This window comes from Hwanghaeella grinnelliae (assembly GCF_004005845.1).
GTDB lineage: Bacteria > Pseudomonadota > Alphaproteobacteria > UBA8366 > Aestuariispiraceae > Hwanghaeella > Hwanghaeella grinnelliae.
Genome location: NZ_SADE01000002.1, coordinates 88,851 through 103,627 on the forward strand (window position 1 = coordinate 88,851; position 14,777 = coordinate 103,627).

Sequence of the window (14,777 nt, forward strand, 5' to 3'; positions counted from 1 at the left end):
ATAAACTATATCCCGAATACCATAGGATCGTTGCCGCACGATGACGGCATTAATGCTATAGAACAGATCGTGACGGCATTGACTCTGGTCAATGTGGCAGAACGCCTAATCGATTAATTTTCAGATAGGGTTCAAATTGGCGCGGTGTGTCTGGAAGTCATGGAAGACGCAGAGCTACAAACAACGGAAACCAGTTTGGGCGGTCGCCCCGATGGGCACGTCGTCGCCGTCAGCGGGTCGGTGGTCGACATCGCCTTTCCAGGCAAAATGTTGCCGCCTATCGGCCATGCTGTCGAAATCCAAATGGATACCGGCAGAACCCTGACCGTCGAAGTTCAGCAACATGTGGACCAGACCAAAATTCGCGGCGTTGCCATGCAGGAAACTGCCGGTCTGGGTGGCGGTATGGCCGCCCATGATACCGGTGCGCCGATCCGCGTTCCCGCCGGAAACGCCGTGCTTGGCAGGTTGCTGAACGTGGTTGGCGAGCCGATCGATCACGGAGCACCATTCGGTACGGACGTTCCCCGCCTTCCGATCCACCGCAAGGCGCCTAAGATCAGCGAACAGAAAGGCAGCCGCGATATTTTCCTGACAGGCATCAAGACCATCGACCTTCTGGCGCCCTTGGTCCAAGGGGGAAAAGCCGCGATGTTCGGCGGGGCCGGTGTCGGCAAGACGGTGCTGATCATGGAATTGATCCGTTCCACGGTCGAACATCATTCCGGTATCTCTGTATTTGCGGGGATCGGTGAAAGATCACGCGAAGGTCACGAACTGTGGCAGGACCTGAAAAACTCCGGCGTCCTTGAACGCACGGCGCTGGTTTTCGGGCAAATGAACGAACCGCCGGGCGCCCGATGGCGGGTCGGCATGTCCGCCTTGACCATCGCCGAATATTTTCGCGACACCCTGGAACAGAATGTCCTGTTGCTGATCGATAACGTCTTCCGCTTCGTCCAGGCGGGCAGTGAGGTCTCCGGCCTGCTCGGCCGTCTTCCGTCACGCGTGGGGTATCAGCCGACTTTGTCGACCGAAATCGCGGAGTTGCAGGAGCGTATCGCATCCGTTCGGAATGCGTCCGTCACATCGATCCAGGCAGTCTACGTCCCGGCTGACGATTTCACCGATCCCGCCGTTGCCGAGACCTTCACCCATCTCGATTCATCGATCGTGTTAAGCCGCGAAATGGCCTCGCAAGGCCTATACCCCGCAATCGACCCCTTGGCCTCGACATCCGGCCTGCTGGACCCCAGCCTTGTCGGTGCGGAGCATTACGACACAGCGGAAGAAGTCCGACGGTTGATCGAGCATTACCGGGAACTGCAGGAAATCATCTCCCTATTGGGTATGGAGGAATTGAGCGCCGCCGACCGTCAGGCAGTTGGACGGGCGCGGCGGTTGATCCGCTATTTAACCCAGCCCTTCGCGGTCACCGCGCAATTCACCGGGATGCAGGGCGTGTCCGTTCCTTTGGAACAGACTCTGCGCGACTGCCGTTCCATCATGCGCGGGGACACGGACGAGATCGCCGAAAGCGACTTCTACATGATCGGCGCGTTGGACAGCGCGAAGCAGGGGGCGGCATGAGGCTTGTCGTAACAACCCCGACCGCGGTCATCGTGGATCGACAGGATGTGCGTTATGTCAGCGCAGAGGATGAAACCGGCACCTTCGGCATCCTTCCAGGTCATGCGGATTTCATGACGGTGCTGACGGTTTCCGTCATCACCTGGCGCAACGACGCGGAGCAGGATCACTTTATCGCGGTGCGCGGCGGTGTGTTGACGGTACAGGACGGCGCGACAATCGAGGTCGCAACACGGGACGCCGTCAGCGATCAGACGCTTGGTAAATTGGATGACAGCATCCTGGAACGATTCCGACAGGACGAGGAGGCGGAGGAACAAACGCGCGTGTCGACGACCCGTCTTCACCTGGCCACCATCCGGCAAGTGCAGCACTATTTGCAGGCCGGCCGGCAAGGAAAGGGACGCAGAATTCTGCCCAGTGAGGGCACACAAGATGGACCCGAAGGTGTCTGATGGCCAAACCACCCCCCAATGGCGGCCAGACGGATCTGCACCACGCAGTCAAACTGCGCGAAGAGCGGAACGAACGATGGCGGCGCGAGGGCGAACGCTCAATCTGGCAGAACCTGTCCATGATCGGCGCCTTGGGCTGGCTGATCGTTACGCCCATTCTGATCGGCATATTTGCCGGACGGTGGCTCGACCGAACCTTCGAAACGGGAATTTTTTATTCCGGCGCATTGATATTCTTGGGCGCGGTTCTCGGCGCCTATCTGGCTTGGCATAGGATACAATCGAAATGACCTGGACCAGCGTCATAGAGAGCAGCCCTTACGCCATGGCCGGCGCCGCTATGGGCGTCGTCTATTTTCTTCTGATCTTCCTGTCGGTGCGGATGCACGCCGCAGGCGCGCCGCTGCTGCAAATCTTTCCGCTATACGCGCTGCGCCTGGCCGGTGCATTCGCGGGCTTTTGGTACATCGCACAGCAAGGCGCGGCGGAGGTACTGATGGCCTTGGCCGGGTTCGTCCTGGCGCGCGCCGCGACGCAGCGCATCATCGGTCGGGTGGCAAGATGGATGTAAGCCCCCTTGCCCCGGATATCCTGTTTCACTTGGGCCCCGTCCCGATCAGCCGGGCGGTTGTGACGACCTGGGTGATCATGGCGGCGCTGACCTTGGCCTCGTGGTTCGGCACGCGCCGCATGTCGGTTCACGCCGGGGGTTTCCAAGCCGTCTTGGAAATCATCGTCGAGACTTTGGAAACGCAAATCAAAGAGGTCATCCGCCGGGATCCCTGGCCGTATCTTCCCGTGCTGGGCACATTGTTCCTGTTCCTAGTCGCCGCCAATCTATCGGCGGTCATTCCCGGTGCCAAACCGCCGACGGCCCATATCGAAACACCGGCGGCATTGGCCGTGATCGTATTCCTGTCCGTGCATTATTTCGGGCTGCGCTCACTCGGCGCCGCCGACTATCTGCGCCGTTACATAAAACCGAACCCGATGTTGCTGCCGTTGAATATCCTGTCGGAAATCACGCGAACCTTCTCGCTGATGATACGGCTGTTCGGCAATATCATGAGCCACGAATTCGTCCTTGCGATCGTGGTTTTCCTCGCCGGCCTGTTCCTGCCTATTCCCTTCATGCTGCTCGGCATTCTGATCGGCATCATACAGGCCTACATTTTCACCATTCTCGCCGCTGTCTTCATCGGAGCAGCAGTCAGCGGCGAGGCTGATTGACGGAGACACCATGGAAGGTTCAATCGAAATGCTGAGCATCATCGGCGCGGCTATTGCCGTTTCCTTCGGGGCCATCGGGCCCGCCTTGGGGGAAGGCCGCGCCATCGCCGCCGCCATGGATGCCATCGCCCGGCAGCCGGAAGCGGCCGGGACGGTGTCGCGCACATTGTTCGTCGGTTTGGCGATGATCGAGACGATGGCGATCTATTGCCTCGTGATCGCACTGCTGTTGCTATACGCAAACCCGTTTGTCGGCTGACGATGCAAATCGATTGGTGGACGCTTGCCCTTCAGGCGATCAATTTCATCATCCTCGTCTGGTTGCTGCGCCGGTTCCTCTACGCCCCGATCCGGGACGTAATCGCACGCCGGCGTGCACAGTCCGACGAGGTTCTGGTGAAGGCGGCCGAGAAGGAGGCGGAGGCCGAGGCTCTGAAACAGAGCCTGGAAGAAGAACGCGCGGCCATGGCGCAAGAGCGCCGGCAGATGCTGAAAGAGGTCCAGGACCAGGCCGCCGACGCGCGCGACAAGGCGATGACCAAAGCACATGACGACGCCAGAAACATGATCGACGAGGCACGGCAGGCACTCGTCAAGGAACGCGAGGAAACCCTGCGCGGCATGAAACAGGAAATTGGCGCGCTCGCCGCGTCTATGGCGGCGGAGATCCTGACGAAGACGGATACAGGGGCGCTCGCGAACGCTTGCCTTGAGCAATTGGGCGCGAAATTGACGGCATTGGGCGAACCGGAACGCGCCCAGCTGCGCGACGACGCCGCAAAGGGAAGCACGGGGAAAACCAGTGGCGGCGGTATACACGTCGCCACTGCGGAACCAATCCCACCGGGGGATCAAGGCCGATGGTGCACCATGCTTTCCGGCCATCTCGGCAATCTGGACGACTTTGGCGGGGTGGTTTTCGAGACGGACCCCGAATTGATCGGAGGCGCGGAGCTTCGCTTCCCCCATACCGTTTTGAAATTCTCCTGGGCGGATCGCTTGGAAAGGGCAAGAAGGATGCTGCAAAGTGACGACGCCGCTTCGTGATGCACTGAACAGTTGGCTGCCTGACGTCCGGGACCGGTTGAACACAATGCCGGACACGCCGGTGCTGGAGCATGTGGGTATCGTCGAGCATCTGGGTGATGGCATCGCCATCGTTTCCGGACTGCCGCGGACACGCTTGGACGAAGTGTTGCGGTTCCAGGATGGAACATTGGGCTTGGCCTTCCGCGTCGACGAAGGCGGTGTCGGCTGCGTCTTGCTGGGAAGCGGAGAAGGGATCGGCGCCGGCGGCAAGGTCTGGGGAACCGGCGAAATCATCCGCGTTCCGGTTGGCGACGCCCTACTTGGGCGCGTGGTCGACCCGACTGGAATGCCTTTGGACGAGGGACCACAAATAGAGGCCCAGCGGCACGATCCAATCGAGCGCCCCGCGCCCAGCATTGTCGAACGCGCCCTTGTCACGGAACCCCTGATGACCGGCGTGACTGTCGTCGACGCTATGATTCCACTGGGCCGTGGTCAGCGCGAATTGATCATTGGTGACCGGAAAACAGGCAAGACCGCCATTGCTGTCGATACGATCATCAACCAACGGGACAGCGATGTAATCTGCGTCTATGCCTGCATCGGGCAGAAGACGTCGACGGTCAACCAGATCATTGAGGCAATCCGGACCCATGGCGCGATAGAGAAATGCATATTCGTCATCGGCGCGGCGGAGGCGCCGCCCGGTGCCCAATGGATCACGCCCTACGCCGCCTGCACGATGGCGGAATATTTTCGCGACCAGGGCCGCAGCGCATTGCTTGTGATCGACGATTTGACCAAGCACGCGATCATCTACCGGCAACTCTCACTGCTTCTGCGCAAGCCGCCGGGACGGGAAGCCTATCCCGGTGATGTCTTCTATGCCCATGCCCGGCTTCTGGAGAGGTCGGCAAAACTGTCGGCGGAATTGGGGGGCGGGTCCTTGACCGCCCTGCCGATAGCCGAAACACAGGCGGAGAACTTGACGGCCTATATTCCCACAAATTTGATATCGATCACTGACGGCCAGATCTACCTGGAGCCGAAACTGTTCTACGAAGGACAGAAGCCTGCGGTGAATGTGGGCATGAGCATTTCGCGCGTCGGCGGACAAACGCAAACCAAAGCGATGAAGAAGTTGGCCGAGAAGCTGCGCCTTGAATACGCACAGTTCCTTGAATTGGAAGTCTTCACGCGATTCGGCGCCATGGTCGACGACCGTACCAAACGCACGATCGAACACGGGCGACGCATCCGCGCCGTACTAGCCCAGCCGGAATACCAGCCGATCCCCCTTGCCATACAGATCGCCTTTCTTCTCGCCTTGGACGAGAGGAAGCTGGACGATGTGCCGTTGGAGGATATCCCACAATTCAAGAGCGAGATCGGCGCTTGGCTGCAGGACCATTGCCCGCACACTTTGTCCAACATCGAGGATACCGGGATACTGTCCGACCAAGACAGGCAAGACCTGAGCGCGGCCCTGGACCGGTTCCTCGACCTGTTCGGCGACCATGGCGCTGGACGGAACTAGGATGGAGCAACTTGCCCACCTTAAGGAACGCATCGCCAGCCTGCAGGATTTGGGGGGGCTAATCCGCGCCCTGCGCGCGCTTTCCGCATCGCATGTCCAAGAAGCGCAGTCGGCACTGACCGGCATCCGGAATTATGTGGAGACCATCGAGGATGCGGTTGTCCAGGGTGTCGATCTGCTGCCCGGCCCAAAGCCCCCAGCCCCTTCCGGGGGAGAACCGACGGCGGCTGTCCTGATTGCCGTCTGTTCCGAACACGGCTTCGTCGGTGCATTGAACGAGCGCCTACTGGACGAAGCCGCGGGCCGGCGCGGGTATGCCGGTTTGGCGGTGATCGGAAGAAGAGGCGCGATGCTTGCGGAAGAACGCCATCTGGACCTGGCCTGGACCTTCCCGATGGCGACGGATGTCCCCGGGGTACTGCGCGCCGCCAGGCACGCGGCCCAAAGCCTGGCCCATGTAACCCAGGCAACGATCCTCTACGCCACGTACCGCCCGGGTGGCAATTATGAGATCGTCGCGAAGGATATCCTGCCGCTTGCCCCAGATCTACTGGCTCGAACCGGCAGGAAAAGCCCGCCGCTTCACCACCTGCGACCCGCGCAATTGCTGGAGCGATTGGCGGATGAATACCTTTTTGCTGAGATCACGCATGCCATCATGCAATCCCTGGCCAGCGAAAACGGCGCGCGCCTGCGTGTCATGGAATCGGCGGATCGAAACATCGACAAGAAGCTTCATGGGCTGCGCCGGGACGAACATGCGCAACGCCAGGAAGCCATCACCGCGGAACTGCTCGACGTCGTCGTCGGCGTGGAAGCGATCACCGGCAGGCCATAAACCCTAGCCCGTCACGGCACCGGTTATTCGGCCGGTGCCGTTTCCTCTGGCGTCGGATTGTCCGCCTTCTTACGGATCGGAATCAAGCGGCGCACCACTACGAAGAAGAGCGGCACGAAGAGCACGCCAAGCACCGTCGCCGAAATCGTTCCGCCAAGAACGCCGGACCCGATGGCGTTTCGACCGCCGGACCCCGCACCGCTGCTGATCACCAAGGGCAAGACACCGAGTGAAAAGGCGACCGAGGTCATGATGATCGGCCGGAAGCGCTGGCGTGCGGCTTCGACCACCGCAGTCAGCAAGGGTTCGCCCGACTTCTCCTGCCGGTCCCGCGCGAATTCCACGATCAAGATCGCGTTCTTGCCCGTCAAACCGATAACGGTCAGCAGCCCCACTTGGAAGAAAACGCCATTGTCAAAACCGCCAAGCAACGCACCCAGCAAAGCACCCAACGCGCCGATCGGCATGGCGAGCATCACCGCAAAGGGAATTGCCCAACTTTCGTAAAGCGCGGCAAGGCACAGGAAGATCGCGGCAAGCGACAAGGCATAAAGCAAGGGTGCCTGATCGCCCGACTGCCGTTCTTCATAGGACAGGCCGGTCCAGGAAAGGTCATAGCCGGCCGGCAGCTGTGCGGCGAGACGTTCCATTTCCAACAGTGCTTCACCCGAGGAAACACCCGCGGCAGGCGTCCCCTGGATCTGCATGGCCGGAACCCCGTTGAACCGTGTCAGGCCTTGCGGACCATACCGCCATCCACCTTTGGCAAAGTTCGAGAACGGCACAAGATCGCCGGTTGAGTTCTTCACACGCCAACGCTCGATATCCTCCGGGGTCGCCCTTGAAGACGGTTCCCCTTGGATATAGACGCGCTTGATGCGGCCGCGGTCGATGAAGTCGTTCACATAGGCACCCGACCATGCGACGGAGAGAACGTCGCGCACATCGTTCGCGTCGACCCCCATGGCACCGGCGGCGCGCCAGTCGATGTCCAGCCGGAACTGTGCCGCGTCCTGCAAACCACTGGGACGGATCGAGCCGATCAGCGGGCTTTGTCCCGCCATTCCCATCAACTGGTTGCGGGCCTGCAGCAACTGTTCATGCGTCTGACCAGCGCGGGCCTGAAGGTACATATCGAAACCGGAGACGTTGCCAAGCTCACTGACCGATGGCGGCACGACCGGGAAGACCAATGCGTCGCGGATTTGTGAGAATGCCCCGAATGCGCGGCCGGCGACGGATTTCACATCCTGTCCCGGTGCCTGACGTTCGGACCAATCCTTCAAACGAACGAAGCACAACCCTTTGTTCTGACCCGACCCCGTAAAGCTGAAACCGACGACCGAGAACATCGAGGCTACCGTATCCTTCTCGTTCTCCAGGAAGTGATTTTCCACCTGTTTCATCGATTCCAACGTCCGGCCCGCCGTGGCGCCCGTCGGCGCTTCGGCAAGACAGAACATAATTCCCTGGTCTTCTTCCGGCAGGAATCCCGTCGGCGTGTTTATGAATAGCCAGGCCATCCCACCGGCCAGAAGAAGATAGATCAGACCGACCCGAAGGGGTCGTTTGACGATACCGCCGACGCTTTTCGCATAACCGTTCTGGGTGGCGCCGAAGCCGCGGTTGAACCAACCGAGCGGCCCTCGTTTCGTGGCATGGGCATCTTTCGCTTTCAGCAGCGTCGCACAAAGGGCCGGCGTCAAGGTCAAGGCCACAACCACGGACAGGGCCATCGCCGAGACGATGGTGATGGCGAACTGCCGGTAGATCACGCCTGTCGAACCGCCGAAAAACGCCATCGGCACGAACACGGCCGACAGGACAAGGGCGATCCCGACCAGTGCGCCGGTGATCTGGCCCATGGATTTCCGCGTCGCCTCCCTCGGCGACAGGCCTTCCTCCTCCATAATGCGTTCCACATTCTCAACCACAACGATGGCGTCATCGACCAGCAGGCCAATCGCCAGGACCATGGCCAGCATGGTCAGCGTATTGATGGAGAATCCAAAGGCCGCGAGAACCCCGAATGTGCCGAGCAGCACGATCGGCACGGCCAATGTCGGAATCAATGTCGCCCTGAAGTTCTGTAGGAAAAGGAACATCACCGCGAAGACGAGAATAATGGCTTCGCCAAGCGTTTGAACAACCTCCTCAATGGAGATCCGCACAAAGGGAGACGTGTCATAAGGAATGACGTATTCGATACCCGGTGGGAAGAATTTCGCGAATTCTTCCGTCCGCGCCCGAACGGCATCGGCCGTCGCCAGCGCATTCGCGCCGGTGGCCAGACTGATTGCCATGCCGGCGGCCGGCTGGCGATTGTAACGCGCAATCGTCTGGTACGATTCGGCGCCGATTTCGACCCGCGCGACATCTTTCAACAGCACAAGGCCGCCGTCGGTTTCCGCCCGCAGGACAATCTGTTCGAAATCCTCCGGCGTCTGTAACAGGGACTGCGCGGTAATCGTCGCGTTCAGCTGCTGATTTTCCACCGCCGGCAAATCCCCGAAGGCACCCGCTGAGATTTGGGCATTTTCCGACGAAACAGCATCGACCACATCGCTTGGATCAAGATCGTAGGAAGCCAGCTTCGACGGGTCGAGCCAAATGCGCATCGAGTATTTCGACCCGAAGACCCGGACTTCCCCCACGCCTTCGATACGGCTGAAATCATCGACCATGTTGGACGCCAGATAGTCCGACAAATCGACCTGATTGTAGCTGCCGTCCTTGGAGATGAGCGCGACGACCATCAGGAATCCGGCAGAACTCTTGCGCACGGTGACGCCCTGGCGCTGAACCGGTTCCGGCAAAAGAGGTTGGGCCTGGGCCAGCTTGTTCTGAACCTGAACCTGCGCGATATCGGGATCGGTTCCCGTCTCGAAGGTGATCGACGTCTGCGACTGCCCAGATGAGGTGGAGTTGGACGTGATGTAGCGCATTCCGTCCAAGCCGGTAAGTTGCTGTTCGATCACCTGTGTGACCGTGTTAGCAACGGTTTCGGCCGACGCGCCGGGGAAGGTGGCGGTCACTTGAACTGTCGGTGGTGCAATCTGCGGATACTGGGCTACGGGTAAGACCAAAATGGCCAACACTCCGATCCCCATGATGAGGATTGAAAGCACCCAGGCGAAGACCGGACGGTCAATAAAAAAACGTGCCATGAGGCGGCGTCCTGAAATCTAGTTGTTTTGAAAATTATTCGGCGGCGGACCGGGCAGCGACCTCTTCAGGCGCTTCTTCCGGCGCAACGGTCGCCCCGGGCGCGATCTTTTGCAGCCCTTCGATGATCAAGCGGTCGCCTTCCTGCAGCCCCGCACTGACAACCCACGAAGAACCACTTGCCTGGACAATCGTCAGGTTCCGCTGTTCGACGACATTGCCTTCACCGACAACATAGGCAAAGGGCTCACCCTGGCGGTTGCGCTGGACGCCCTGTTGCGGGGCTAGTACCGCGTTCTGGATTTTGCCTTGCGGCATTTCCACTTGCACATACATGCCGGGCAGCAACAGGTCGTTCGGGTTGTCGAACGTCATCCGCAGGGTGACAACGCCGGTGGTCTCGTTGACGTAAGGTTCCGCTGCCGTCACCTCACCCTTACGCTCGAACGTTTCCCCATCGGCCAGGATCAGCGATACGGAGGTATCGAGGCCGGTGAAACGGCCCTGCATGGTGCCTTTGCGCCACGCCAGAATTTCGGCCGCCGATTGAGTCACGTCCACATGAACCGGATCCAGCGTCCGGATCACCGCCATCGGTTCAGTCTGCGCAGCGGTGACGAGGGCGCCGCGGGAGGTAAAGGAGCGCCCGATCGACCCTGAAAGCCGGGCCCGGATCGTCGTGCGGTCCAGGTCGATTTCAGCCGCTTGCAGTTCCGCGCGGGCAACCTGCAGGGCTGCTGCGTCAGAATCCCGTTGGGCGACCGCTTCTTCCAGGCGCTGTTCACTGACCGTCCCGCGATTGATCAATTCTTCGGCGCGCTTCGCATCCTTACTGGATGCTTTGAGCGTGGCGCTCGCGGCGGCCACCTGCGCTTTCGCCGCGGCGACCTGGGCTTCGTAGGTCGCCGGGTCGATCAGATACAGCGGATCGCCGGATTTGACTTTGCTGCCTTCCTCGAACAACCGCTCCACGATGATCCCATTTACCTGGGGGCGCACTTCCGCGACGCCGGACGCGACAACGCGTCCCGGCAATCGGCTGGTCAATGTCACGTCTTGCGACTTCAAGGTTACGACCGTGACGGCCTGCGGCGGCTTCTCGCCTTGTTGGCCCTGGGCCTGGGCAGATGAATTCGCGGCGAAGGCAAAAAAACTCACCGCAATGGCCAGCACCGTCAGGGGCTTGAAGGAATTTCTCATGTCTCAAATCCATCGTTGGGCACATGGCCCCAATTGCATTTTACAAAACCGACGGGTTTTGTTAATCGAAGCGGGTTCGCGTTGCAAGCGGATTCATTCGCAGGCGCAAAAGAAGATGGGAGAGAAATGGTGCTTGGCAACACCCTCAATGTTTGCACCGCGAGAAAACGCGGTCGGCCGAAGGAATTGAGTACCGCGGAACGCGAAACCGCGATCCTCGACGCTGCCGAAATCCTATTGGCCAAATCGGGCCTGAAAGGTGCAAGCATGGCCGCCATCGCGAAGGCGGCAGGCATGTCCAAAAGGACTGTTTACGAGGTGTTTCCCTGCCGGGCCGCTCTGTTTGAGGCCTGCATACGCCGGATCCGGTTATCTTTCGTCAAACCCCTGGACGATGAGACCCGAAAGCGGCCCTTGCGCGAACGGTTGCTGGCCTTGTTCGACCCCGAAACCCGTGTCGCCAACATTGCCGGACCGAAAGCAGTTTTACGGGCCGTCGTCGTCGAAGCCCATGCCCACCCGGATTTGGGTCAGATCTTTTTGCGTGAGGGCCCCAATATTTCACGCGCCATTGTTCGCGACGAACTTGTTCGGGCGCAGCAAGCGGGAGAAATCACGCTGCCCGATCCCGACTTGAGCGCGATGATGCTTTGCGACATGGTTTTCGAGAACCCAATCGACCATCTGGTGGATGTGGATCGCCCCCCACTAAACGAGGAAACGGCGAAGCAGCGCCTAAATGTTGCCCTGGACATTTTCCTGAACGGCTGCAGGTCCGGTACGGCAAGCGCCTAGAATTGGCGCCCGCGCCGCCCGCGCGCCAACACCGTTTGATCCGCGCCGATCTATGATCCCTTGGCGCGTCCAAATAGCTGGGAAAGGATCATCAGCAGCGACGTGACCAGGACCATGATGGTGGAGATCGACGCGATTGTCGGGTCGATCTGATCCCGCAGCGCGTTGAACATGTTCCGGGTCAATGTCGCATTGTCACCGCCTGAAATGAACATGGCGACCACGACTTCGTCGAACGATGTGAGGAAGGAAAGCAAGGCCGCCGTAATTGCCGCGAAGCGGATTTGCGGCAGCGTCACGGTAAGAAAGGCCTTCCAGCGCGGTGCACCCAGGCTACGGGCCGCCATTTCCAAATTCATGTCGTAGCTCTTCAATGCGGATCCGGTAACGATCACCACAAGCGGGAGCGCCAAAAGGCTGTGCGCCAGGACAAGCCCAAACAGGCTGTGGACGATATTCACCTTCACAAAGACATAGAAGGCGCCGATCGCCACCAAAATCAACGGCACCATCATCGGCGTGATCAAGAGCACGAAAACAAGCCGGATATAGGCCATGCTGGACGTATGCAGTCCATAGGCGGCCAAGATCCCGATTGGGGTCGCGACCAACATCGTCAAAATCGCGGCTTGGAACGAGGTCACCGTGGCGGACATCCATTCCGGACTGGTGAAATAGTGCTCGTACCAGCGCGTCGACCATGTCTCAGGCGGAAACTCCAAATACTGGGAATCCGAGAAGGACATGGGCACGACGATCAATGTCGGCGCAACCAGAAGGATCATGATGACCGTGGCGACGATATAAAGCCACAACCGCGCACCATGCGTGATCTGCGTTTCGGAGGCCGGTTCCCGCAACCATTTCAACATCAGTGCCCACCCCCTACAATCTGTTCCAATCGCACGAATCGCGACGTGAGCCACAGGGCGCCGATGGTCAGGACCAAGAGCACGACACCGAGGGCGCTGGCCGCCCCCCAGTTCACGAACAATTCGATGTTGGAGGCAATTTTCATCGACACCATGATGACCTTGCCGCCGCCGAGAACGGCCGGCGTGACGTAAAAGCCGAGGCATAGAACGAAGACGATCAACATGCCGGCGAAAAGGCCCGGCGTCGAAAGCGGGAAAAATATCGTCCAGAAAGCAGAGACCGGGTTGGCGCCAAGATTCGACGCCGCCTTCATGTAGTCGCGATTCACCGCCTTCATGGAGGCATAGAGCGGCAGGACCAAAAAGGGCAGCATGATATGGACCATGCCGATCAGGGTTCCGGTCATGTTGTGGACGATCTTGATCGGTTCGTCCCACAATCCCAATTCAATGGCGAAGGTATTCACCAAACCCTTCTTCTGCAGCAGAACCAACCAAGCATAGGTCCGCACCAACAGCGATGTCCAAAACGGCAGAAGCACCGTGATCATGCAGATATTCGCGATCCGGGCCGGCAATTGCGACAGGAAATAGGCGAGCGGATATCCGATCAGCACGCAGATCCCCGTCGTCATGAAACTGACTTCGAATGTGGTGATGAAAATCCGCATATAGGATTTTCGGCTGATCATCCGCGAATAGTTCTCCATGGAGAACTGGCCGTCCGCCCCCAGGAAGGAAACATAGGCGAGCCAGCCCGCCGGTATGACCAAGATGACCAAAACCAGTAATATGGCCGGCGAACAGAGCCCGAAAAGCTTCATTCGTTCAAGGAACCCGTCCCGGCGAAGCCCGTCCGCATTCATGCCGGTTCCCTCGATGGCGGCCATATCAGACCTCCTCACCGGAAATGACGACCGTGTCGTCTGCATGCACACCCAGTGTCACCGTATCGCCTTCGGCCGGCAGTTGGGCCACCGTGTTGCCGCGCACCACGCCCCTCAGACCGACTTCTATTCCGTCCGGCAGTTTGGCATAAAGCAGGAAACTATCCCCTTGATAGACGACGTACTGAACGGTCGCCTGGAACGTATTCATGCTTTCGCTCGCCGATTGATCGACGATCCTGATCCGTTCGGGCCGAAGCGACAGGAAAAGGGATGACGCATCGGGGACGTCACCGGAAATATTCAGCACCTGCCCCGCATAAAGCAGATTGCCGCCATCCCGGGTCACCGGCAGGAAGGTGGATTCGCCGATGAAGTCGGCAACGAAACGATTCGCTGGCTTCTCATAAATCCCGACAGGATCGTCCAATTGCATGACCCTTCCGTGGTTGATCACGGCGATCCGGTCAGACATCGTCAATGCCTCACGCTGGTCGTGGGTCACGTAGACGGTCGTCATTCCAATCTTGTCGTGAAGATGGCGCAATTCGATCTGCATCCGGTCGCGCAGTTTCTTATCCAGCGCTGAGAGCGGTTCGTCCATCAGCAATATTCGTGGCTCGAACACGATGGCGCGGGCCAGCGCGACGCGCTGTTTCTGGCCGCCCGACAACTGGTCAATCCGTCGGCTGCCATATCCGCCCAATTGTACTGTTTCCAGCGCGCGTTCGATCCGCTCCGCCGCTTCTGCCTTGGGCACACGGCGCAGGCGAAGCGGATAGCCGACATTACCGGCAACCGTCATGTGCGGGAACAGCGCGTAGTTCTGAAACACCATTCCGACATCGCGCAGATGCGGCGGCTTTCTAATGACTTCGTCGTCACCGAATTTCAGACTGCCGCAGTCCGGGCGCGTGAACCCGGCCAAGACCATCAGCAGTGTCGTTTTTCCAGACCCCGACGGACCCAGCAGGGTCAAAAACTCGCCGCTGCGTACATCCAAACTGACGTCGTTCAAGGCGAATACCTTGCCGTATGTCTTCGTAACGTTGCGGATGGTGATCGGCAGGGCTTCGGAGGGCTTCGTCATACAGGTTATCCGGTCTGGCTATGCGTCATTCTTGTCAGCTTCAAGCAATGAAGGCGGGCCATTTGGAACCGGCCCGCCTTCATCAA

General features: G+C 59.5%; 15 protein-coding genes. 10 read left to right on the forward strand and 5 right to left on the reverse strand.

Annotated elements, in window-relative coordinates:
- The first annotated feature begins 159 nt into the window (after positions 1-159).
- The 9 genes from atpD to EOI86_RS11175 are packed head-to-tail and all read left to right on the forward strand — an operon-like array spanning position 160 to position 6,679.
- Positions 160-1,590 carry a F0F1 ATP synthase subunit beta gene (atpD, locus tag EOI86_RS11135; protein ID WP_127765293.1) on the forward strand — a complete coding sequence of 477 codons (1,431 nt, stop codon included), beginning with the start codon at positions 160-162 and terminating at the stop codon, positions 1,588-1,590.
- Positions 1,587-2,045 carry a F0F1 ATP synthase subunit epsilon gene (locus EOI86_RS11140; RefSeq protein WP_127765294.1) on the forward strand — a complete coding sequence of 153 codons (459 nt, stop codon included), beginning with the start codon at positions 1,587-1,589 and terminating at the stop codon, positions 2,043-2,045. The genes atpD and EOI86_RS11140 overlap by 4 nt, the downstream gene beginning before the upstream one ends.
- On the forward strand, positions 2,045-2,335 hold the full coding sequence (locus EOI86_RS11145) for an AtpZ/AtpI family protein (protein ID WP_127765295.1): 291 nt from the start codon (positions 2,045-2,047) through the stop codon (positions 2,333-2,335). The genes EOI86_RS11140 and EOI86_RS11145 overlap by 1 nt, the downstream gene beginning before the upstream one ends.
- Complete coding sequence (locus EOI86_RS11150) at positions 2,332-2,616, forward strand: ATP synthase subunit I (RefSeq protein WP_127765296.1); 285 nt, start codon at positions 2,332-2,334, stop codon at positions 2,614-2,616. Before EOI86_RS11145 ends, EOI86_RS11150 begins: the two co-directional genes overlap by 4 nt.
- A complete protein-coding gene (locus EOI86_RS11155; protein WP_127765297.1) occupies positions 2,607-3,275 on the forward strand; it encodes a F0F1 ATP synthase subunit A in 669 nt (222 codons plus the stop codon). Before EOI86_RS11150 ends, EOI86_RS11155 begins: the two co-directional genes overlap by 10 nt.
- A gap of 10 nt (positions 3,276-3,285) precedes the next feature.
- Entirely contained in the window at positions 3,286-3,534 is a 249-nt protein-coding gene (locus EOI86_RS11160; RefSeq protein WP_127765298.1) for a F0F1 ATP synthase subunit C, read from the forward strand.
- Positions 3,535-3,536: 2 nt separating this feature from the next.
- Positions 3,537-4,322: a F0F1 ATP synthase subunit B family protein gene (locus EOI86_RS11165; protein ID WP_127765299.1), complete on the forward strand. Its 786-nt coding sequence runs from the start codon at positions 3,537-3,539 to the stop codon at positions 4,320-4,322.
- A complete protein-coding gene (locus tag EOI86_RS11170; protein WP_240035637.1) occupies positions 4,303-5,841 on the forward strand; it encodes a F0F1 ATP synthase subunit alpha in 1,539 nt (512 codons plus the stop codon). The genes EOI86_RS11165 and EOI86_RS11170 overlap by 20 nt, the downstream gene beginning before the upstream one ends.
- Before the next feature lies 1 nt (position 5,842).
- Entirely contained in the window at positions 5,843-6,679 is an 837-nt protein-coding gene (locus EOI86_RS11175; protein WP_161973796.1) for a F0F1 ATP synthase subunit gamma, read from the forward strand.
- A gap of 23 nt (positions 6,680-6,702) precedes the next feature.
- On the opposite strand, the gene EOI86_RS11180 is transcribed toward EOI86_RS11175, so the two are convergent.
- Together EOI86_RS11180 and EOI86_RS11185 are read right to left on the reverse strand one after the other, a co-directional pair.
- Positions 6,703-9,846, reverse strand: coding sequence for an efflux RND transporter permease subunit (locus EOI86_RS11180; protein WP_127765301.1), 3,144 nt, complete (start codon positions 9,844-9,846; stop codon positions 6,703-6,705).
- A gap of 34 nt (positions 9,847-9,880) precedes the next feature.
- The gene (locus EOI86_RS11185) at positions 9,881-11,044 is read right to left on the reverse strand and encodes an efflux RND transporter periplasmic adaptor subunit (RefSeq protein WP_127765302.1); all 1,164 of its coding nucleotides are present in this window, start codon (positions 11,042-11,044) and stop codon (positions 9,881-9,883) included.
- 126 nt (positions 11,045-11,170) lie between these two features.
- Between EOI86_RS11185 and EOI86_RS11190 the strand changes: the two genes are divergently transcribed.
- Entirely contained in the window at positions 11,171-11,839 is a 669-nt protein-coding gene (locus tag EOI86_RS11190) for a TetR/AcrR family transcriptional regulator (protein WP_127765303.1), read from the forward strand.
- A gap of 50 nt (positions 11,840-11,889) precedes the next feature.
- Here the strand turns inward: EOI86_RS11190 and EOI86_RS11195 are convergent, their stop codons facing one another.
- From EOI86_RS11195 to EOI86_RS11205, 3 genes are read right to left on the reverse strand one after another with little or no spacing between them, the layout of a single operon-like run.
- A complete protein-coding gene (locus EOI86_RS11195) occupies positions 11,890-12,711 on the reverse strand; it encodes an ABC transporter permease (RefSeq protein ID WP_127765304.1) in 822 nt (273 codons plus the stop codon).
- Positions 12,711-13,604, reverse strand: a complete 894-nt coding sequence (locus EOI86_RS11200; protein WP_127765305.1) for an ABC transporter permease — start codon at positions 13,602-13,604, stop codon at positions 12,711-12,713. The genes EOI86_RS11195 and EOI86_RS11200 overlap by 1 nt, the downstream gene beginning before the upstream one ends.
- A gap of 1 nt (position 13,605) precedes the next feature.
- The gene (locus EOI86_RS11205; RefSeq protein WP_127765306.1) at positions 13,606-14,691 is read right to left on the reverse strand and encodes an ABC transporter ATP-binding protein; all 1,086 of its coding nucleotides are present in this window, start codon (positions 14,689-14,691) and stop codon (positions 13,606-13,608) included.
- Positions 14,692-14,777 lie beyond the last annotated feature (86 nt).

What these genes read in the sequence shown, in the direction of transcription:
- EOI86_RS11150 (WP_127765296.1), top strand. Translation starts at nt 2,332, where the DNA reads ATGACCTGGACCAGCGTCATAGAGAGCAGCCCTTACGCCATGGCCGGC.
- EOI86_RS11175 (WP_161973796.1), top strand. Translation starts at nt 5,843, where the DNA reads ATGGAGCAACTTGCCCACCTTAAGGAACGCATCGCCAGCCTGCAGGAT.
- EOI86_RS11185 (WP_127765302.1), bottom strand. Translation starts at nt 11,044, where the DNA reads ATGAGAAATTCCTTCAAGCCCCTGACGGTGCTGGCCATTGCGGTGAGT.
- EOI86_RS11205 (WP_127765306.1), bottom strand. Translation starts at nt 14,691, where the DNA reads ATGACGAAGCCCTCCGAAGCCCTGCCGATCACCATCCGCAACGTTACG.
- EOI86_RS11160 (WP_127765298.1), top strand. Translation starts at nt 3,286, where the DNA reads ATGGAAGGTTCAATCGAAATGCTGAGCATCATCGGCGCGGCTATTGCC.
- EOI86_RS11165 (WP_127765299.1), top strand. Translation starts at nt 3,537, where the DNA reads ATGCAAATCGATTGGTGGACGCTTGCCCTTCAGGCGATCAATTTCATC.
- EOI86_RS11180 (WP_127765301.1), bottom strand. Translation starts at nt 9,846, where the DNA reads ATGGCACGTTTTTTTATTGACCGTCCGGTCTTCGCCTGGGTGCTTTCA.
- atpD (WP_127765293.1), top strand. Translation starts at nt 160, where the DNA reads ATGGAAGACGCAGAGCTACAAACAACGGAAACCAGTTTGGGCGGTCGC.
- EOI86_RS11195 (WP_127765304.1), bottom strand. Translation starts at nt 12,711, where the DNA reads ATGTTGAAATGGTTGCGGGAACCGGCCTCCGAAACGCAGATCACGCAT.
- EOI86_RS11190 (WP_127765303.1), top strand. Translation starts at nt 11,171, where the DNA reads ATGGTGCTTGGCAACACCCTCAATGTTTGCACCGCGAGAAAACGCGGT.
- EOI86_RS11140 (WP_127765294.1), top strand. Translation starts at nt 1,587, where the DNA reads ATGAGGCTTGTCGTAACAACCCCGACCGCGGTCATCGTGGATCGACAG.
- EOI86_RS11155 (WP_127765297.1), top strand. Translation starts at nt 2,607, where the DNA reads ATGGATGTAAGCCCCCTTGCCCCGGATATCCTGTTTCACTTGGGCCCC.
- EOI86_RS11200 (WP_127765305.1), bottom strand. Translation starts at nt 13,604, where the DNA reads ATGGCCGCCATCGAGGGAACCGGCATGAATGCGGACGGGCTTCGCCGG.
- EOI86_RS11145 (WP_127765295.1), top strand. Translation starts at nt 2,045, where the DNA reads ATGGCCAAACCACCCCCCAATGGCGGCCAGACGGATCTGCACCACGCA.